The organism is Streptomyces sp. NPDC001832 (genome assembly GCF_040297265.1).
GTDB lineage: Bacteria > Actinomycetota > Actinomycetes > Streptomycetales > Streptomycetaceae > Streptomyces.
On record NZ_JBEOYU010000001.1, the window covers coordinates 352,384 to 371,326 of the forward strand.

The window sequence follows — 18,943 nt, forward strand, 5'->3', positions numbered from 1 at the left end:
GACTCGCTGTCACTGGGTGCGGTTCTCACCGCGGTAGTACTCGAAGACCCAGCCGAACAGACCGATCAGGATCACCGGCACCGAGAAGTAGAGCAACCACCAGCCGAAGACGATGCCCAGGAAGGCGAGGGAAGCACCGAAGGCCAGCGAGAGCGGCTGCCAGCTGTGCGGGGAGAAGAACCCCACCTCGCCGGCCTCGTCCACGACGTCGGCTTCCTTGTTGTCCTGAGCCATGGCGTCGACCCGCTGCGCCGTGAAGGCCAGGTAGAAGCCGATCATGACGCTCAGGCCGAAGGCCAGGAAGAGTGTGGTGGTACCGGCCGGCTCCTTCGCCCACACGCCGTACGTGATGGCCATGGCGAGCAGGAAGACGCTCAGCCACAGGAACATCTTGCCCTGAATCTTCACTTGCCCGACTCCTTGCCGCCGGCGAGGGCCTTGTCATCCGCGGAGGGGTGCTCCAGCTGCTCGAGCGCCGCGATCTCCGGGTGATGCAGGTCGAACGCCGGGGATTCGGAACGGATCCGCGGCAGCCTGAGGAAGTTGTGCCGCGGCGGCGGGCAGGAGGTCGCCCACTCCAGCGAACGGCCGTAGCCCCACGGGTCGTCGACCTCGATCTTCTTGCCGTACTTGGCGGTCTTCCACACGTTGTAGAAGAACGGCAGCATCGACAGGCCGAGCAGGAACGAGGAGATCGTCGAGATCGTGTTCAGCGCGGTGAAGCCGTCTGCGGCGAGGTAGTCCGCGTAACGACGCGGCATGCCCTCGGCACCCAGCCAGTGCTGCACCAGGAACGTGCCGTGGAAGCCCACGAACAGCGTCCAGAACGTGATCTTGCCGAGCCGCTCGTCCAGCATCTTGCCGGTGAACTTCGGCCACCAGAAGTGGAATCCGGAGAACATCGCGAAGACCACGGTGCCGAAGATGACGTAGTGGAAGTGCGCGACGACGAAGTACGAGTCCGAGACGTGGAAGTCCAACGGGGGCGACGCCAGGATCACGCCGGTCAGACCACCGAAGGTGAAGGTGATCAGGAAGCCGATGGCCCAGAGCATCGGTGTCTCGAAGGACAGTGATCCCTTCCACATCGTGCCGATCCAGTTGAAGAACTTCACACCGGTCGGTACCGCGATAAGGAATGTCATGAATGAGAAGAACGGCAACAACACACCGCCGGTGACGTACATGTGGTGCGCCCACACGGTCACGGAGAGGCCTGCGATGGCGATCGTCGCGCTGATCAGACCGATGTAGCCGAACATCGGCTTTCGACTGAAGACCGGAATCACTTCGGAAATGATTCCGAAGAATGGCAAGGCGATGATGTACACCTCTGGGTGGCCGAAGAACCAGAAGAGGTGTTGCCAGAGCAACGCGCCGCCATTGGCCGCGTCGAATACATGCGCACCGAACTTGCGGTCCGCCTCCAGTGCGAAGAGCGCGGCGGCGAGAACCGGGAAGGCCAGCAGGACCAGCACACCGGTCAGCAGGACGTTCCAGACGAAGATCGGCATGCGGAACATCGTCATGCCGGGGGCACGCATGCAGATGATCGTGGTGATGAAGTTGACCGAACCAAGGATCGTACCGAAGCCGGAAAGGATCAGACCCATGATCCACATGTCGCTGCCGATGCCCGGCGAGCGGACGGCGTCCGAGAGCGGGGAGTAGGCGAACCAGCCGAAGTCGGCCGCACCCTGCGGGGTGAGGAAGCCGCCCACCGCGATGAGCGAGCCGAAGAGGTACAGCCAGTACGCGAACATGTTCAGCCGCGGGAACGCCACATCGGGAGCACCGATCTGCAGCGGCATGATCCAGTTCGCGAATCCGGCGAACAGCGGCGTCGCGAACATCAGCAGCATGATCGTGCCGTGCATCGTGAACGCCTGGTTGAACTGCTCGTTCGACATGATCTGCGTGCCGGGACGGGCCAGCTCGGCGCGCATGAAGAGCGCCATCAGGCCGCCGATGCAGAAAAACGCGAACGATGTGACCAGGTACATCGTGCCGATCGTCTTGTGGTCAGTGGAGGTCAGCCACTTGACGACGAGGTTTCCCGGCTTCTTCCGCCGGACCGGCAGCTCGTCCTCGTACGAGTCGTCTGCTGCCGCGGCACCCTGAGTTTCCTTGTGGATGCTCACAGTTTGTTCGTCTCCGCATTCCTGGCCGGTTCAGTCTGCTTGACACCGGCCGGCACGTAGCCCGTCTGGCCCTTCTTCGCCAGCTCCTCGAGGTGCGCCTGGTAGCGCTCCGGGGAGACGACCTTGACGTTGAAGAGCATCCGGGAGTGGTCGACGCCGCAGAGCTCGGCGCACTTGCCCTTGAAGGTGCCCTCCTGGGTGGGAGTCACTTCGAAGGCGTTGGTGTGGCCCGGAATGACGTCCTGCTTCATGAGGAACGGCACCACCCAGAAGGAGTGGATGACGTCACGCGAAGTCAGAACGAAGCGGACCGTCTCGCCCTTCGGCAGCCACAGGGTCGGGCCCGGGTTGCCGTTCTGCGGGTTCCGGGTGCCCGGGACGCCGTAGTCGTAGACACCCTCCGCGCCCTTGGGGAATTCATCCCGGTACTTGTCGGGGATGGCGTCGAGCTCCTTGGGGATCTCTTTGCCCGTCGAGGGCAAGCCGTCCACGTTCTCGATGTAGTTGAAGGCCCAGCTCCACTGATAGCCGACCACGTTGATGGTGTGGTCGGGCTTCGGGGAAAGCTCGAGGAGCTTCGATTCATCGCGCGCGGTGAAGTAGAAGAACACCGAGACGATGATCAGAGGGACCACGGTGTACAGCGCCTCGATGGGCATGTTGTACCTGGTCTGCGGAGGAACCTCGACCTTGGTGCGGCTGCGCCGGTGGAAGATGACGCTCCACAGGATCAGGCCCCAGACCAGCACGCCCGTGACGAGCGCTGCCGCCCACGAGCCCTGCCAGAGAGAAAGGATCCGTGGTGCCTCTTCCGTAACCGGCGTAGGCATACCAAGGCGGGGAAAGTCCTCATATGTGCAACCGGTGGCGGTCACCAGGATCAGGCCCGCAGTCAGCACCTGCGGCAGCTTCCGCCGCATCGGGCGCCGCGACGAGCGGTCGGAGCCGTTGGGACTCACGTAGCGCCTTCCCGAGAGTCTCGCCCGCGCATCGGCGCGGCCGTCTGTCTGGTCGGTCGCCGCCCTGACGCGGGCAGGGGTTTGGATGTTTATGCGGACCAAACCCTACTGGACGCTATTTGGGGGCGCGCGGGGAGGGTGCCCAACGCGCCGTCCGACACCCCGAAGGGGTGGAATACTGGCTTCCGGCCACCATCTGACGCTCCCTCTCCTGACTGGACGGGCGACCCGTCCCGGGTGCGAGCCAAGGGCTGTCCCGTAATCCCTGGCGGGCGCGCGACGGATTACGGGACAGCCCTTAGCGTGGTCGTGTGCCCTACTTCGACGCCGCATCCTCCGCTCCGCTGCACCCCGTCGCACGCCAGGCGCTGCTTGCCGCGCTCGACGAGGGGTGGGCCGACCCGGCCAGGCTCTACCGCGAGGGGCGGCGGGCCCGGCTGTTGCTGGACGCGGCCCGGGAGACCGCCGCTGAGGCCGTCGAGTGCCGTCCGGACGAGCTCACGTTCACTCCTTCGGGGACGCAAGCGGTGCACTCCGGAATTTCCGGGGCTCTCGCAGGACGGCGGCGTACCGGCCGCCATCTGGTCGTTTCCGCGGTGGAACACTCGTCGGTGCTGCATTCGGCCGCCACCCATGAGGCGCGGGGCGGATCGGTCTTCGAGGTCGCGGTGGACCGGTCGGGGGCGGTGAGCGCGGCGGCGTACGCGGATGCGCTGCGCGAGGACACCGCGCTGGCGTGTCTGCAGTCCGCCAATCACGAGGTCGGCACCGAGCAGCCGGTGGCGGAGGTCGCGGAGGCCTGTCGGGCGGCGGGGGTGCCGCTGCTGGTGGACGCCGCGCAGTCACTGGGCTGGCGGCCCGTGCCGGACGGCTGGTCGTTGCTGGCTGCCAGCGCCCACAAGTGGGGCGGGCCCTCGGGTGTCGGGCTGCTGGCGGTACGAAAGGGGGTGCGGTTCGCGACCCAAGGACCGGCCGACGAACGGGAGTCGGGGCGGGCCGCGGGTTTCGAGAACCTTCCGGCGATCGTGGCCGCGGCGGCATCGCTGCGGGCGGTGCGGGCGGAGGCGGCGGCGGAGTCCGTGCGGCTGCGGGCCCTGGTGGACCGCATCAGGGCCCGGGTGCCGCAGCTGGTGCCCGATGTGGAGGTGGTCGGTGATCCGGTGCGGCGGCTGCCGCATCTGGTGACCTTCTCCTGTCTCTATGTCGACGGAGAGACATTGCTCCATGAACTGGACCGGGCCGAATTCTCCGTATCATCCGGTTCGTCCTGCACCAGCAGCACGCTCACGCCGAGTCATGTGCTCAGGGCGATGGGGGTGCTGTCGGAGGGGAACGTACGGGTCTCTTTGCCGGTCGGCACCACGGACGAGGAGGTCGAGCGCTTCCTGGACGTGCTGCCCCGGGTGGTGGCAGAGGTACGGGAGAGGCTGGGGGCGCCCGTTTCGGCGCCCCTCTCCCCTGCCGTGACCGCGTCCCTGGTGGTCGACGCCCTCGGGAAGCGCTGCCCGGTCCCTGTGATCGAGCTCGCAAAGGTGATCGGAGAGGTGCCGCTGGGAGGGACGGTGACCGTACTCTCCGACGATGAGGCGGCGCGCCTGGACATCCCGGCCTGGTGCGCGATGCGCGAGCAGGAGTACGTGGGCGAGGAGCCGGCGGACCGTGGCTCGGCCTATGTGGTCCGCCGGCTCACCTGAGGTTCTTCTCCGGATCAGCCCAGGTGCGTGCGGACCTCGGCGGCGGCGTCGTCGCCGTACGCCTTGGTGAAGCGGTCCATGAAGTGGGCGCGGCGCAGGGTGTACTCCTGAGTGCCGACCGTCTCGATGACCAGCGTGGCGAGCATGCAGCCGACCTGGGCGGCGCGCTCCAGGCCGACGCCCCAGGCGAGACCGGAGAGGAAGCCGGCCCGGAAGGCGTCGCCGACGCCGGTCGGGTCGGCCTTGATCTCCTCCTCCGGGCAGCCGACCTCGATCGTCTCCTGGCCGGCCCGCTCGATCCGGACACCCTTGGCACCCAGCGTGGTGACCCGGTGCCCGACCTTGGCCAGGATCTCCTCGTCGCTGCAACCGGTCTTGGACTCGATGAGCCCCTTCTCGTACTCGTTGGAGAAGAGGTACGTGGCGCCGTCGAGGAGGGTCCGGATCTCGTCGCCGTCCATCCGGGCGATCTGCTGCGAGAAGTCCGCGGCGAACGGGATTCCGCGGGAGCGGCACTCCTCGGTGTGGCGGAGCATCCCCTCGGGGTCGTCGGCGCCGATCGAGACGAGGTCGAGGCCGCCGACGCGGTCGGCGACGGCCTTCAGCTCGATGAGCCGGGCCTCGCTCATCGCGCCCGTATAGAAGGAGCCGATCTGGTTGTGGTCGGCATCCGTCGTACAGACGAACCGGGCGGTGTGCAGGACCTCGGAGATCCGGACCGAATCGGTGTCGACGCCGTGGCGGTCGAGCCAGGCGCGGTACTCGTCGAAGTCGGAGCCCGCGGCACCGACCAGGATCGGGCTCGTGCCCAGCAGACCCATGCCGAAACAGATATTGGCGGCGACACCGCCCCGGCGCACGTCGAGGTTGTCGACCAGGAAGGAGAGCGAGACCGTGTGCAGCTGATCCGCGACCAACTGGTCGGCAAAACGGCCGGGAAAGGTCATGAGGTGGTCGGTGGCGATGGAGCCGGTGACTGCGATTCGCACGGGGAGACTGCTCCTGCGGAGATCGGGGGGAACGGGTGACTGCGTTCCCGGGGCGGCGTGACAGTTCACGCTACCCGTTCCCCGCACTCACCATGAAGGGGGAAAAACTACCCGATAGTAGGACTTTCTTCCTGTGACGTGCGGGGCCTACGGTGCGGATATGTCGAACCACAGCGCTGAGCGCGAGTCCGAGATCAGCCTGGCCGAGCTGCGCGGCGACTGCGCACGGATGGCTCCGCACTGGGTGGCCCCCGCGAAGTCCGCGCCCGTTCGGGTGGCACCGTCCCTGATTCACGGGGTTACCGTGCCCGCCGAGTCCGCCCGCTTGATCGACGCCATGTCCGACTACGGCGACTGAGACCGGCACCGATCGCGTTCCATACCCCCCGAGGGAACCGTGCGCTCCTGTGCCCCGTCCCACCGTCGTCCCCACCCGCGGGACGGACGGCAGGCCGGGTGACGGTCTGTGACGGGATACAGGCGAAGGAGCGATGCGGTGAGCACCGAGCGACCCGACAACGACGTGACCGGCCCCCGGCGGCGTTCACCGCTCGCCGTGGCCTCGGTGGCGGCAGCCGTACTGCTGGCTGGAGGCGGTGGTGCGTACTGGGCCGCGACCGCCGCGGACGGGGAAGGCGGAAGCAGCGGCAGCGCGGCGGGCAACGGGGAGCGCACCCCTCCCGTGTTGGCCCTGGACGAGCACGCGGGCGACCCGACGGCACCTGACGCACCCTCCCAGGGCATCGCGGTCGGTGAGCCCGATCCGAACGGCGGCCAGGTCGTCTACCGCGCGTCCGGCGAGCTGCCCGAGGGGCCGCGTACGGCCGCGGTGCAGCGCGCGGAGGGAACGGTCACCGAGGCGGAGGTGGCCAGGCTGGCCAAGGCGCTGGGGGTGCAGGGAGCGCCGCGTGCGGAGGGCACGTCCTGGAAGGTGGGGTCCGACGGGGACGGCTCGGACCCGGTCCTGCGGGTGAACAAGCAGGCTCCGGGCACCTGGAGCTTCGCCCGGTACGGCTCCGGCGGTACGGACAACTGCCAGAGCACCACGGTCTGTTCGAGCGAGAAACCGGCCCCGGGCGGCAGCGGCTCCCCGGTGAGCGAGAGCGCCGCCAAGGCTGCCGCGACACCGGTTCTGAAGGCGGTGGGGCAGGACGACTCCGCGCTCGACGCCCGCCAACTCATGGGTTCGGTACGGGTGGTGAACGCCGACCCGGTGGTGGACGGACTTCCCACCTACGGCTGGTCGACCGGGATCCAGGTGGGTCCGGACGGTGAAGTGGTCGGCGGCAGTGGACAGTTGAAGGGGCTGGAGAAGGGCGACAGCTATCCGGTGATCAGCGCGGGCGAGGCGCTGAAGCAGCTGAACGGGGCGGCGTCCCGGACGGACGGACGCGCGGACATCGGCGGGTGCGCCACTCCCGTACCGCTACAGGATGACCTTAAGTCGCCGGAGGCCCACTGCGGGACGCGGACCGGGGCAAAGCGGCCGACGACGACCGTGACGGTCGACAAGGCGGAGTTCGGACTGACCAAGCAGTACGTGGCGGGCAAGCAGACGCTCGTACCGTCCTGGCTCTTCTCGGTGCGGCCGGCCGCGGGCGACACGGGTGACACCGTGTCGCAGATCGCCGTGGACCCCGCGTATCTGGCGAAGGACGCACCGCCGGCGACCGCACCGCCTTCGGGGGACACGGGAAAGACCGAGCGGCAGATCCTGTCGTACAGCACCGACGGGCGGACCCTGTCGGTGAAGTTCTGGGGCGGGGTGTGCAGTAAGTACGCGGCGAGCGCGACCGAGGAGGGGAACACGGTGCGGGTGACGGTGACGGAGTCGAAGCCGGTCGAGAAGAAGGTCTGCATCATGATCGCCAAGGAGCTGACCCGGACGGTGACACTGGACGCCCCGCTCGGCGACCGGACCGTTGTCGACGCGGCGTCCGGCGGCGCCGTGCCCCGCGCCTGACGCCTTGGCCCCCGCGTACGGCAGCCCCCGCGTACGGCAACGGCGGCGGCCCCGGAATCGAATCCGGGGCCGCCGCCGTTCTGCTGCTCCGCTGCTGCCTATGCCTTCAGGGCCTAGCTGAAGGAGTCGCCGCAGGCGCAGGAGCCCGTGGCGTTCGGGTTGTCGATCGTGAAGCCCTGCTTCTCGATGGTGTCGACGAAGTCGATGGAGGCGCCGCCCAGGTACGGAGCGCTCATCCGGTCGGTGACGACCTTGACGCCGTCGAAGTCCTTCACGACATCGCCGTCGAGCGAACGCTCGTCGAAGAAGAGCTGGTAGCGCAGGCCCGAGCAGCCGCCGGGCTGAACGGCGACGCGCAGCGCCAGGTCGTCACGGCCTTCCTGCTCCAGCAGGCTCTTGACCTTGGCTGCGGCGGCGTCGGACAGGAGGATGCCGTCGCTCACGGTGGTGGTCTCGTCCGATACGGACATCTGCTTCTCTCCCGGGTTGTACGGAGACTGCTTGCCGACGTTGCAACCGACGGGACCGCGGATTCATTCCGGGCCAAGCGCTTGCCTGTTCCATTCATGCTCGCACACCGGGCATCCCAGGGGATGCGTCACATCGACACTATCGCCATCGTCAAAGTGACATAAAGCGGTTATGATAGATAACGTCATTTCGACGAAAAGGCTCCTCCGCAGAAAAGAAAGGGTGCGTGACGTGACCACGGCCCACCCCGTCCAGGATCTCGACGTCCAGCCGACGCCCCTCGCGCTGCTCCTGCTCGGCCGCGAGGCCGACCCGAGGAGCGAGCGCGGCGTCGAGTGCCCCGGCGACCTGCCGTCCCCCTCCGACCCGGACCTGGTGGAGCGTGCCCGCGCGGCCAAGGAGAAGCTCGGGGACAAGGTGTTCGTCCTCGGCCACCACTACCAGCGCGACGAGGTCATCCAGTTCGCGGACGTCACCGGCGACTCGTTCAAGCTCGCCCGGGACGCCGCCGCGCGCCCGGAGGCCGAGTACATCGTCTTCTGCGGTGTGCACTTCATGGCCGAGTCGGCGGACATCCTGACCACCGACGACCAGAAGGTCGTGCTGCCGGACCTGGCCGCGGGCTGCTCCATGGCCGACATGGCCACCGCCGAGCAGGTCGCCGAGTGCTGGGACGTGCTGACCGAGGCCGGGGTCGCCGAGCAGGTCGTGCCCGTCTCGTACATGAACTCCTCCGCCGACATCAAGGCCTTCACCGGTCGGCACGGGGGCACGATCTGCACCTCGTCCAACGCGAAGCGGGCGCTGGAGTGGGCCTTCGAGCAAGGCGAGAAGGTGCTCTTCCTGCCCGACCAGCACCTGGGGCGGAACACCGCGGTCCGGGACATGGGGATGTCCCTGGACGACTGCGTCCTCTACAACCCGCACAAGCCGAACGGCGGCCTCACCGCCGAGGAGCTGCGCAACGCCAAGATGATCCTGTGGCGCGGGCACTGCTCGGTGCACGGGCGCTTCTCCGTCGAGTCCGTCGACGATGTGCGCGAGCGGATTCCGGGCGTCAATGTGCTGGTGCACCCGGAGTGCAAGCACGAGGTCGTGGCGGCGGCGGACCACGTCGGCTCGACGGAGTACATCATCAAGGCCCTGGAGGCGGCGCCGGCCGGCTCGAAGTGGGCGATCGGCACGGAGCTGAACCTGGTGCGCCGCCTGGCGAACCGGTTCGCGGCCGAGGACAAGGAGATCGTCTTCCTCGACAAGACGGTGTGCTTCTGTTCGACGATGAACCGCATCGACCTTCCGCACCTGGTGTGGGCCCTGGAGTCGCTGGCCGAGGGGAACCTGGTCAACCGGATCGAGGTCGACCCGGAGACGGAGAAGTACGCGAAGCTGGCGCTGGAGCGGATGCTGGCGCTGCCGTAACGAGTGCTGTCACCGGGTGCCGGACAGGCCGATTTTGTCCCGTCCGGCACCGGGCGACCCTCCCGTACCTACGCTGCTGTACCCACAGCTTGCACAGGTACGGGGGCACGGGACTGCTCCGCCCCTCCGGGGCTGCCGCTCAAGCCCCGCTGTTACGAGAGCAGTGCTCGGCTGCGTAAGCCCCGGTTTCGTCGTCCTCCGCAAGCATGAGCCCTACCTCCAGCCGCTCTCCCCGGCTCGTGGCGATCCGCAGGGTGTCCCGCAGCGACTCCGCGAGCCGCACTCCGGCGAACCGCAACTCCCGCTCCCCCACCACGGTCTCCGCCAGCAGCGCCCGCGCCTCGGTCAGTACGTACTCGGCGGAGTCGAGCAGATCCGCCTCCACCTCGTCGGCCAACCGCGACAGTCGGCTGTCCGGGTCGTCGGTGCTCAGGTAGCACGGCGCCCCGCTCTGGTTGACCCATGGGAGCAACCGCATGAGCCGTCCCTTCGCATCGAACATCATGTCGTCACTGCCTCCGTTCGAGGGGCACCCTGGCGCCCTGCCTCACACGCTGGTTACCGTGTGTGCCGCAATCGTCGCGCTGCGGCGCATCGCACCAACAGGGTTGCCCTGTCCCGGCGTTGAGAGCGGGACACACGGAAGGCGCGCACCATGACGTTCAAACCTCAGCCCCTGACCCCGTACCTCTCCGCCCGCCACTACTTCGGCTCCGAGCAGCGCCGCCATCGCGAGCGTGCGGATCTCTCCCTCGTGCAGCTGGCGGACATCCTGAACTCCAGCAAGAGCACGCTCGCCCGGATCGAGACGGCGGAGCTGATGCCTCCGCCGGACATTCCGGGTCGGCTCGACGCGGCGTTCGGTACGGACAAGCACTTCCACGGGCTGTACGAGCTGGCCAAGAGAGAGATCCATCCGGATCAGTACCGCCGGTACATGGACTTCGAGTCCAAAGCCGAAGTCATAGAGCAGTACGGGGCGCAGGCCCTGCCCGGGCTGCTTCAGACCGAGGAGTACGCGCGCGAATTCCTCCGCTGTCAAAGAGACTTGAGCCAGGAACAGGTTGAGCAACGGGTCACGGCGCGAATGTCCCGGCAGGAGAGGCAGCGCTCGGATGCGCCTCCTTTCCGATGGGCCATCATCGACGAGGCCGCGCTGCGGCGGCAGATGGGCAGCCCCGTGGTCATGCACGAGCAGCTGGCTTCACTGCTCGCCCAAGTGGATACTCCGGACAGTAATATTCAAGTGATGCCGTTCAGCGCGGGGCTCCACTCGCTCATGGGCGGCGCGCTGACTTTGCTGACGCTCACCGACGGCACGCGGGTGGCCTACGAAGAGGGCATCCAGGCCGGCCATCTCTACGAGGATCCGGACGTGGTGAAGAAGTGGCGGCGTCAGTACGAGGTACTGCGGGCCAATGCGCTATCGCTGCCCGAGTCGGCGCTCATGATCCGGACGGTTATGGAGGGCTATACATCATGCGACACATCCCCGAGCTGAGCACCGCCCGCTGGCGCAAGAGTAGCTACAGCAACTCCAACGGGGGCGAGTGCGTCGAGATCGCCGACGACTTCCCCGGCATCATCCCCGTACGCGACAGCAAGAACCCCACCGGTCCCGCACTCCTCATCCCCACCCCCGCCTGGAACGACTTCATCACCTCCCTCAAGTAGGGCGCGGAAAAGCAGAAAAGCGGAACGGCCTGTCCCACGCTCCCGCGTGGGACAGGCCGTTCCCCGTTTCAGGATCTACTACACGCCCGACGGCTCCGCCTCGCGGACTTCCTCGGCCGGCGCCGCGACGCCCGCCTTCTTCGCCTGCTTGATCGCCTTCTTCTCCGCGCGGCGCTCCTTGCGGAGCTCCACCATCGCGTAGAGCGTCGGCACCAGCAGCAGCGTCAGCAGGGTCGACGTGACCAGGCCGCCGATCACCACCACGGCGAGCGGCTGCGAGATGAAGCCGCCCTCGCCGGTGACGCCGAGTGCCATCGGGAGCAGGGCGAAGATCGTCGCGAGTGCGGTCATCAGGATCGGGCGGAGCCGGTGGCGGCCGCCCTCGATGACCGCTTCGACGATGCCCATGCCCTGCGCCCGGTACTGGTTGATCAGGTCGATCAGCACGATCGCGTTGGTGACCACGATGCCGATCAGCATCAGCATGCCGATCATGGCCGGGACGCCCATCGGGGTGCCGGTGACCACGAGCAGGCCGACCGCGCCGGTTGCCGCGAACGGGACGGAGACCAGCAGGATCAGCGGCTGGATGAGGGACTTGAAGGTCGCCACCAGCAGCATGAAGACGATCGCGATCGCGGCCAACATGGCCAGGCCGAGCTTCAGGAACGCGTCGTTCTGGTCCTCGGAGACACCGCCGATGGTGGCGGTGGCGCCGTCCGGGAGCTTCAGCGCGTTGATCTTCTTCTGGAGCGCGGCGCTGACCGCACCGGTGTTGTCACCGGTGGGCTTGGCGGTGATGGTCGCGGCGCGCTGGCCGTCGATCCGGGTCATCGAGACCGGTCCGGGGACCAGTTCGACGTCGGCGATCTGGCCGAGCTCGACGGGGCCCAGCGGAAGGTGCTTCAGCTCGGCCATCGTGGTGGCCGGGTGGGCGGACCTGATGACGATGTCACGCTCGGTATTGTCCATGATCGCCTTGCCGGACGGGGTACCGCGGACCGCTCCGGCGACGGCCGCGCCGAGCGTGGCCTGGTTGAACCCGGCGTCCGCGGCCTTGGCGTTGGCCTTGACCGAGATGCGCGGCACGCTCTGCGCCAGGTCGCTCTGGACGTCGGTGACGTCCTTGAGCTTGGCCACCTCGGCCCGGACCTCTTCGGACGCCTTCTTCAGGACGTCGGCGTCGGCGGCCTTGACCACGACGCTGAGGTCCTGGCTGCCGAAGCTGCCGCCCGCGGCAATGGTGGTGTCACCAATGCCGTCGAGCTTGCCGAACTCCGTGTCAAGGCGCTTCTGCACGGCCTCGGAGTCGCCCGCGTCCTTCAGGGTGATCTGGTACGAGGCCTGGTTGGAGCCCGTACCCCCGCCGAAGGCCGCCATGAAGCCGGAGGAGCCGACGGTGACCTGGTAGTCCTTGACGCCCTTGTCGCCGGCGAGGACCTTCTCGACCTTCTTGGCCGCCGCGTCGGCGGCCGCCAGGCTGGTGCCGGGGGCCAACTCATGCTTGATGGAAAGGACTTCCTGCTCGCCCTGGTCGAAGAAGTTGGTCTTCAGCAGCGGGGCCATGCCGAACGTGCCGAGCAGCACCACGACGGCGATGGCGATGCTGGTGACGCGGCGCCGGGTCGCGAAGCGCAGCACCAAAACGTACAGCCGCTGGAGCCGGCTGCGGGCTTCCTCCTCCTCGGCCTTGCGACGGGCCTCGTCCGGGTTCTCGGTGCTGCCCTCGGGGGCGCGCAGGAACCAGTACGAGAGGACGGGAACCACCGTCAGTGAGACCAGCAGGGACGCGAGCAGGGCCGCGGTGACGGTCAGCGAGAACGAGCCGAAGAGCTCGCCGACCATGCCGCCGACGAGACCGATCGGCAGGAAGACGGCGACCGTGGTGAGGGTCGAGGAGGTGACCGCGCCGGCCACTTCCTTCACCGCGGTGATGATCGCCGACTGGCGCTCCTCGCCGTAGCCGAGGTGACGCTTGATGTTCTCCAGGACCACGATCGAGTCGTCGACGACGCGGCCGATCGCGATGGTCAGCGCGCCGAGCGTGAGCATGTTGAGCGACAGGTCGCGGGTCCAGAGCACGATCAGCGCGAGGACCACGGAGAGCGGGATGGAGACCGCGGTGACCAGGGTCGAGCGCAGCGACGCGAGGAAGACCAGGATCACGATGACCGCGAAGAGCAGACCGAGCGCACCCTCGGTGGTCAGACCGGAGATCGCCTTGGAGACGGCGGGGCCCTGGTCGGAGACGACGGTCAGTTCGGCACCGGCGCCGAGGTCCTTGCGGAGGTCGGGGAGCTTTTCCTCGACCGCGTCCGAGATGGCGACGGCGCTGCCGTCCTTGTCCATCGTGGCCATCACGGCGAGGCTCGGCTTGCCGTTGGTGCGGGTGATGGAGACGGCGCTGGACGGCTCCTGCTTCACCGTGGCGATGTCACCGACACGGACCGGCTTGCCGGGCTTGCCCGTCGCCGGGTCCTGGCCGGTGACCCGCAGGTCCTCGATCTGCTTCACGGAGGTGAAGGTGCCGCCGACCTGGACGGTGCGGCTCTTGCCCGACTCGGAGAAGGAACCGGCGGGGACGGTCGAGCCGCCCGCCTGGAGCGCCTGGGAGAGCGTCGCTGCGTTCAGACCGGCAGCCGCGAGCTTCTTGTCGTCGGGGGTGATGGAGACCTGGAGGTCCTGCACGCCGTCGATGGAGACCTGGCCGACGCCGTCGATGTCCTGCAGCGCGGGGACGACGGTGCGGTCCAGCTGGTCGGCGAGCGCCTGCTGGTCCTTGTCGGAAGTGACGGCGAGGACGACGGTCGGCATGTCGTCCGTCGAGCCGGCGACGACCTGCGGGTCCACGTCGTCGGGAAGCTGGACGCGGGCGCGGTTCACGGCCTGCTGGATGTCGGCGACGAGCTGCTTGGTGCCCTCGCTGCCGAAGTCGAAGGTCGCCATGATGACGGCGTTGCCCTCGCCGGCGGTCGAGGTGATACCGGTGACGCCGTCGACTGCCTTGATGGAATTCTCGAGTGGTTCGACGACCTGCTTCTCGACCACATCGGGGGACGCGCCCTGGTAGGGGGCGAGCACCGACACCATCGGGAGTTCGATGGTGGGCAGCAGCTGCTGCTTGAGCTGCGGGATCGCGATCGCTCCGAATACGAGGGCGACGATCGAGATCAGTCCGATCAGGGCCCGTTGCGCGAGGCTGAATCTGGACAGCCAGGACATGGGTGGAGTCTCTCTTCTGTGGCTGGCGCGGCAGATGGGCGGGTGACTCGGGGACGGACCCGGCCCTTCCATACGATCGCTCATCCATCAGTGCCCGGACGTCGGCCCAAGGTCGCTTTCTTATGCCGCGTATACCGCAGGTGGAGTACGCCGTATCTCCATCTCTGTCACTCCGCCCTGGGGCGCACCAGGCCCGATTCATAAGCAGTTACCACCAATTGGGCCCGGTCCCGCGCGCCCAGCTTCGCCATCGCCCTGTTCACATGGGTCTTGACGGTGAGTGGGCTGACGACGAGCCGCTCCGCGATCTCGTCGTTGGAGTGGCCGCCCGCGACCAGGACCAGCACCTCGCGCTCGCGGCCGGTGAGCGCGGTGAGCCGCTCGGAGTACTCCGCCGTGCTCGGCCCGTCACCGCCCGAACTGCCGCCCTGCGCAAGGAAGGTGGCGATCAGACCCTTGGTCGCGGCCGGCGAGAGCAGCGCCTCGCCACCCGCTGCGACACGGATGGCACTGAGCAGTTCATCCGGTTCCGCCCCTTTGCCGAGGAAGCCTGATGCCCCGGCACGCAGCGACTGCACCACGTATTCGTCCACCTCGAAGGTGGTGAGCATGACGACCCGTACGTCCGCCAGTTCCGGATCGGCGCTGATCATTCGGGTGGCGGCGAGTCCGTCCGTACCGGGCATCCGGATGTCCATCAGCACCACGTCGGCACGGGTCGATCGGGCCAGTTGCACGGCCTGCGCGCCATCCGCCGCCTCGCCGACCACCTCCATGTCGGCCTCCGAGTCGACCAGCACCCGGAACGCGCTGCGCAGCAGCGCCTGGTCGTCGACGAGCAGTACCTTGATGGGCGGTGTCATGCGTTCTCCCCCGTCCGGCCCACCGTGTCCGACTCCTTGGACTCTGCCGTGCGGGCCTCGACGGGCAGGGTCGCATGAACCCGGAATCCGCCGCTGTAGCGGGGCCCTGCGGTGAGGGAGCCGCCGAGTGCGGTGACACGTTCACGCATGCCGAGGAGGCCGTGACCGCCGCCGTCCCCGTTGTTGACGCCTCCGCCCGAGCCGTTGTCGATCACGGTGACCTCGGCCGTGGCGCCGACCTGTACGACGCTCACCTCGGCCTTCGCCCCGGGGCCCGCGTGCTTGCGCACATTGGTCAGCGCCTCCTGGATCACCCGGTAGGCGGCCAGGTCGACGGCTGCGGGCAGCGGGGGCCACCCATCGGTGCAGGCCACCTCGACCGGGAGCCCGGCACGCCGGACGGTGTCCACCAGATCGTCGAGGACCGCGAGCCCCGGGGCCGGTTCGGTCGGCGCCTCCGGGTCGCCGGACTGACGCAGCAGCCCGACGGTGGCCCGCAGTTCGTTGAGCGCTGAGCGGCTGGCCTCCCGGACGTGGGCCAGCGCCTCCTTGGCCTGGTCGGGGCGCTTGTCCATGACGTGGGCGGCCACCCCGGCCTGGACGTTGACCAGGGCGATGTGGTGGGCGACGACGTCGTGCAGATCGCGGGCGATCCGCAGCCGCTCCTCGGCGACCCGGCGCCTGGCCTCCTCGTCACGGGTGCGTTCGGCCCGTTCGGCACGCTCTCTGATCGCATCGACGAAGGCGTGCCTGGAACGGACGGCGTCCCCCGCGGCGCAGGCCATGCCGGTCCAGGCGAAGACACTGAGGTTCGCCTGGCCGTACCAGGGTGCTGAGCCGAAGAGCATCGCGGCGGCGGTCAGCGCGGCCGTCGTCAGCAGACCGACCCGCCAGGTGGTGGGCCGGTCGGTACGGGCGGCGACGGTGTACAGCGCGATGACGGTGCTCATCACCACGGGGGTGGGCGGTTCGAACCTCACCAGCTCGACGAACGCCAGACCAGCGGTGGCCGCGAGCACCAGCATGGGGCTGAGCCGCCGCCAGATCAGCGCGACGGCGCCCAGCACCATCAGGAACACGCTGCTCGACTCGGGCCTGCGGGTGCCGAAGGTGGGCCCGCTCGGTGCGTGCGTGTCGACGAACGACCCGGTGATCATGGCCACGAGTACGACCAGGGCGAGCGCGGCGTCCAGCGCGAGGGGATGGTCGCGCAGGCAGTGCCGGACGCGCAGAACCCCGGTTCCGAGGGTGGTCACGCCAGGCTACGTTACGGCGTGTCGCGCGTGCTTCGGTCCGGGTCGTACGGAGAGACCGGCACGAAGCGTGCTGAACCCCCCGGAACCCCATGCCGCGGACACGGCCGTGCCCCGTGTCCGGCGGACCGGACACGGGGCACGGATGCGGATGCTGGAGAGCGACCGGCGTCAGCCGGGGATCAGTCCGTCGTCCCGGAGCATGGCGCGCACCTCTTCAAGAGTCGCGTCGGACGACGGCAGGATCAGCTCGGACGGCTCCAGGGAGTCGTCCGGCAAGGGTGTGCCGAGCTCGCGCACCCTGACGAGGAGTGCCTCCAGAGTGGAGCGGAAGCCGGGACCGTCACCGCTCTCCACCTCCGTGAGCAGTTCGTCGTCGAGCCTGTTGAGCTCGGCGAGATGGCTGTCGGCCAGTGCGACCTGGCCCTCCCCCATGATCCGTACGATCATGACGCTGCCTTAACTCTTGTCGAACTTGTGCGGAGACTGCGACGACTGCTGCTGCGCCGCATCATGCGAGCTGCCCTCGATCGCCTGCTGCTGGGTGGGGCCGCCGGCCAGCTCGGCCTTCATGCGCTGCAGCTCCAGTTCCACATCCGAACCACCGGAGATCCGGTCCAGCTCGGCGGCGATGTCGTCCTTCGCCGTCCCGGTCGGGTCGTCCAGGGCGCCGGAGGCGAGCAGCTCGTCGATCGCACCGGCCCTGGCCTGCAGCTGCTGGGTCTTGTCCTCGGCCCGCTGGATCGCCAGACCGACATCGCCCATCTCCTCGGAGATCCCGGAGAAGGCCTCGCCGATCCGGGTCTGTGCCTGAGCCGCGGTGTAGGTGGCCTTGATCGTCTCCTTCTTGGTACGGAAGGCATCGACCTTGGCCTGCAGCCGCTGGGCCGCGAGAGTGAGCTTCTCCTCCTCGCCCTGCAGCGTGGTGTGCTGCGTCTCCAGGTCGGTGACCTGCTGCTGGAGCGCGGCGCGCCGGGACAGCGCCTCGCGGGCCAGGTCCTCGCGGCCGAGCGCGAGCGCCTTGCGGCCCTGGTCCTCCAGCTTGGACGACTGCCCCTGCAGCTGATTCAGCTGCAGCTCCAGCCGCTTGCGCGAGGTCGCCACGTCGGCGACACCGCGGCGTACCTTCTGAAGCAGCTCCAGCTGCTTCTGGTACGAGTAATCGAGGGTCTCGCGCGGATCCTCGGCCCGGTCAAGGGCCTTGTTTGCCTTCGCGCGGAAGATCATCCCCATACGCTTCATGACACCGCTCATGGGCTTCGCGCGCCCCCTTCTGACGGACTGAGCTCCAGCACTCCAACAGAACCCACAGTACGGGCCCTGCCTCTATTACCGCACTGTTCGAGCGCAGATGTGCTCCTCCCCAAGGACGACCGCACCTGGTAATCGCTCCGGCCCAGGGAGTAGGCGGGGTTTCGGGTGAACCGGCGGAGGTGTCCGCGGCGGTCCCGTGGGGACACCTGCGAGGACACAGGTCGTTGCCGGGACACAGGCCGTTGCCGGATCGTTCCCGACCGGCCTGGGGTCGCGGCGATCGAACCCGTACCCTTGGGCCTTGTGTTCCGTAGCCGTTCGAAGGAAGAGAAGGCGCCCACCGGCAAGGTGACGGCGGACCTCTCCAAGCAGCCCCGCGACCCGCAGGCCCCCAAAGGTCGCCCCACCCCCAAGCGCAGCGAAGCCCAGTCGCAGCGCCGTCGTGCCGCCGGTGGCGCGCCACTCGACAGCAAGGAGGCCAAGAAGCGGCAGCGCGAAGCGCGCCGTGTGGACCTGGCCAAGCAGCGTGAGGCGCTCGCCAGTGGCGACGAGCGCTATCTCCCGGTTCGCGACAAGGGCCCGGTGCGGCGCTTCGTCCGCGACTACGTGGACTCGCGTTTCTGCATCGCGGAGTTCTTCCTTCCGCTCGCTGTGATCATTCTGATCCTCAGCGTGATCCAGGTGCCGAACATCCAGGCCATCTCGCTGCTGCTCTGGCTCCTCGTGATCGCGCTGATCGTCATCGACTCGATCGGCCTCGCGTTCCGCCTGAAGAAGCAGCTGAAGGAGCGCTTCCCGGATACGCCGAAGCGTGGCGCGGTCGCCTACGCTCTGATGCGTACGCTTCAGATGCGTCGGCTCCGGCTGCCGAAGCCGCAGGTCAAGCGTGGAGAGCGGCCCTGAGTACGGATATCTCCGGCTCGGCCGGCGGTCCGTCCGCCGGCCCGACGGCCGACGCCGTCCCTGCCCCTGTCCCCGCCCCTGCCCCTGCCCCTGTCACCGTCACCGGGTTCTCGGGAGCCTCCTCGGCGTGGCTGAAAG

18 protein-coding genes are annotated in these 18,943 nt (G+C 68.1%); 7 read left to right on the forward strand and 11 right to left on the reverse strand.

Going from position 1 to position 18,943, the window contains the following annotated elements:
• Positions 1 to 9: 9 nt before the first annotated feature.
• The 3 genes from ABT115_RS01645 to ctaC are packed head-to-tail and all read right to left on the reverse strand — an operon-like array spanning position 10 to position 3,100.
• Entirely contained in the window at positions 10 to 408 is a 399-nt protein-coding gene (locus ABT115_RS01645) for a cytochrome c oxidase subunit 4 (protein ID WP_351782723.1), read from the reverse strand.
• Entirely contained in the window at positions 405 to 2,141 is a 1,737-nt protein-coding gene (gene ctaD, locus ABT115_RS01650; RefSeq protein ID WP_351782726.1) for an aa3-type cytochrome oxidase subunit I, read from the reverse strand. Before ctaD ends, ABT115_RS01645 begins: the two co-directional genes overlap by 4 nt.
• Positions 2,138 to 3,100, reverse strand: coding sequence for an aa3-type cytochrome oxidase subunit II (gene ctaC / locus ABT115_RS01655; protein WP_351782729.1), 963 nt, complete (start codon positions 3,098 to 3,100; stop codon positions 2,138 to 2,140). Before ctaC ends, ctaD begins: the two co-directional genes overlap by 4 nt.
• A 311-nt stretch (positions 3,101 to 3,411) precedes the next feature.
• Here ctaC and ABT115_RS01660 point away from each other — a divergent pair, with 311 nt between their 5' ends.
• Positions 3,412 to 4,794, forward strand: a complete 1,383-nt coding sequence (locus ABT115_RS01660; RefSeq protein WP_351782731.1) for a cysteine desulfurase/sulfurtransferase TusA family protein — start codon at positions 3,412 to 3,414, stop codon at positions 4,792 to 4,794.
• Positions 4,795 to 4,808: 14 nt separating this feature from the next.
• Here the strand turns inward: ABT115_RS01660 and ABT115_RS01665 are convergent, their stop codons facing one another.
• Positions 4,809 to 5,783 carry a carbohydrate kinase family protein gene (locus tag ABT115_RS01665; RefSeq protein ID WP_351782734.1) on the reverse strand — a complete coding sequence of 325 codons (975 nt, stop codon included), beginning with the start codon at positions 5,781 to 5,783 and terminating at the stop codon, positions 4,809 to 4,811.
• Positions 5,784 to 5,943: 160 nt separating this feature from the next.
• Between ABT115_RS01665 and ABT115_RS01670 the strand changes: the two genes are divergently transcribed.
• Both ABT115_RS01670 and ABT115_RS01675 read left to right on the forward strand, forming a co-directional pair.
• Positions 5,944 to 6,141, forward strand: coding sequence for a hypothetical protein (locus tag ABT115_RS01670; protein ID WP_351782737.1), 198 nt, complete (start codon positions 5,944 to 5,946; stop codon positions 6,139 to 6,141).
• A 138-nt stretch (positions 6,142 to 6,279) separates the two neighbouring features.
• Entirely contained in the window at positions 6,280 to 7,746 is a 1,467-nt protein-coding gene (locus ABT115_RS01675) for a hypothetical protein (protein ID WP_351782740.1), read from the forward strand.
• Positions 7,747 to 7,859: 113 nt separating this feature from the next.
• Here ABT115_RS01675 and erpA read toward each other — a convergent pair whose 3' ends face one another.
• Complete coding sequence (erpA, locus tag ABT115_RS01680; protein ID WP_189540679.1) at positions 7,860 to 8,216, reverse strand: iron-sulfur cluster insertion protein ErpA; 357 nt, start codon at positions 8,214 to 8,216, stop codon at positions 7,860 to 7,862.
• 223 nt (positions 8,217 to 8,439) lie between these two features.
• Here erpA and nadA point away from each other — a divergent pair, with 223 nt between their 5' ends.
• Complete coding sequence (gene nadA / locus ABT115_RS01685) at positions 8,440 to 9,636, forward strand: quinolinate synthase NadA (protein ID WP_351782743.1); 1,197 nt, start codon at positions 8,440 to 8,442, stop codon at positions 9,634 to 9,636.
• A 139-nt stretch (positions 9,637 to 9,775) separates the two neighbouring features.
• On the opposite strand, the gene ABT115_RS01690 is transcribed toward nadA, so the two are convergent.
• A complete protein-coding gene (locus ABT115_RS01690; RefSeq protein ID WP_351782746.1) occupies positions 9,776 to 10,141 on the reverse strand; it encodes a hypothetical protein in 366 nt (121 codons plus the stop codon).
• Between the two features lie 150 nt (positions 10,142 to 10,291).
• On the opposite strand from ABT115_RS01690, the gene ABT115_RS01695 reads away from it, so the two are divergent.
• Both ABT115_RS01695 and ABT115_RS01700 read left to right on the forward strand, forming a co-directional pair.
• Complete coding sequence (locus ABT115_RS01695; protein ID WP_351782749.1) at positions 10,292 to 11,137, forward strand: helix-turn-helix domain-containing protein; 846 nt, start codon at positions 10,292 to 10,294, stop codon at positions 11,135 to 11,137.
• The gene (locus ABT115_RS01700) at positions 11,116 to 11,310 is read left to right on the forward strand and encodes a DUF397 domain-containing protein (RefSeq protein WP_351782751.1); all 195 of its coding nucleotides are present in this window, start codon (positions 11,116 to 11,118) and stop codon (positions 11,308 to 11,310) included. Before ABT115_RS01695 ends, ABT115_RS01700 begins: the two co-directional genes overlap by 22 nt.
• A gap of 78 nt (positions 11,311 to 11,388) precedes the next feature.
• On the opposite strand, the gene ABT115_RS01705 is transcribed toward ABT115_RS01700, so the two are convergent.
• The 5 genes from ABT115_RS01705 to ABT115_RS01725 all read right to left on the reverse strand — a co-directional run bounded on the left by ABT115_RS01705 (position 11,389) and on the right by ABT115_RS01725 (position 17,890).
• Positions 11,389 to 14,532 carry an efflux RND transporter permease subunit gene (locus ABT115_RS01705; protein ID WP_351782753.1) on the reverse strand — a complete coding sequence of 1,048 codons (3,144 nt, stop codon included), beginning with the start codon at positions 14,530 to 14,532 and terminating at the stop codon, positions 11,389 to 11,391.
• A 167-nt stretch (positions 14,533 to 14,699) separates the two neighbouring features.
• Positions 14,700 to 15,395 carry a response regulator gene (locus tag ABT115_RS01710; protein WP_351782756.1) on the reverse strand — a complete coding sequence of 232 codons (696 nt, stop codon included), beginning with the start codon at positions 15,393 to 15,395 and terminating at the stop codon, positions 14,700 to 14,702.
• Positions 15,392 to 16,651 carry a sensor histidine kinase gene (locus ABT115_RS01715; protein WP_351782759.1) on the reverse strand — a complete coding sequence of 420 codons (1,260 nt, stop codon included), beginning with the start codon at positions 16,649 to 16,651 and terminating at the stop codon, positions 15,392 to 15,394. The genes ABT115_RS01710 and ABT115_RS01715 overlap by 4 nt, the downstream gene beginning before the upstream one ends.
• 168 nt (positions 16,652 to 16,819) lie before the next feature.
• Entirely contained in the window at positions 16,820 to 17,098 is a 279-nt protein-coding gene (gene pspAA, locus ABT115_RS01720) for a PspA-associated protein PspAA (protein ID WP_351782762.1), read from the reverse strand.
• A gap of 9 nt (positions 17,099 to 17,107) precedes the next feature.
• Positions 17,108 to 17,890 (reverse strand): PspA/IM30 family protein, encoded by a 783-nt coding sequence (locus ABT115_RS01725; RefSeq protein WP_351782764.1) that lies wholly within the window; start codon positions 17,888 to 17,890, stop codon positions 17,108 to 17,110.
• Positions 17,891 to 18,205: 315 nt separating this feature from the next.
• On the opposite strand from ABT115_RS01725, the gene ABT115_RS01730 reads away from it, so the two are divergent.
• Positions 18,206 to 18,805 (forward strand): DUF3043 domain-containing protein, encoded by a 600-nt coding sequence (locus ABT115_RS01730; protein WP_351782767.1) that lies wholly within the window; start codon positions 18,206 to 18,208, stop codon positions 18,803 to 18,805.
• Positions 18,806 to 18,943: the final 138 nt, after the last annotated feature.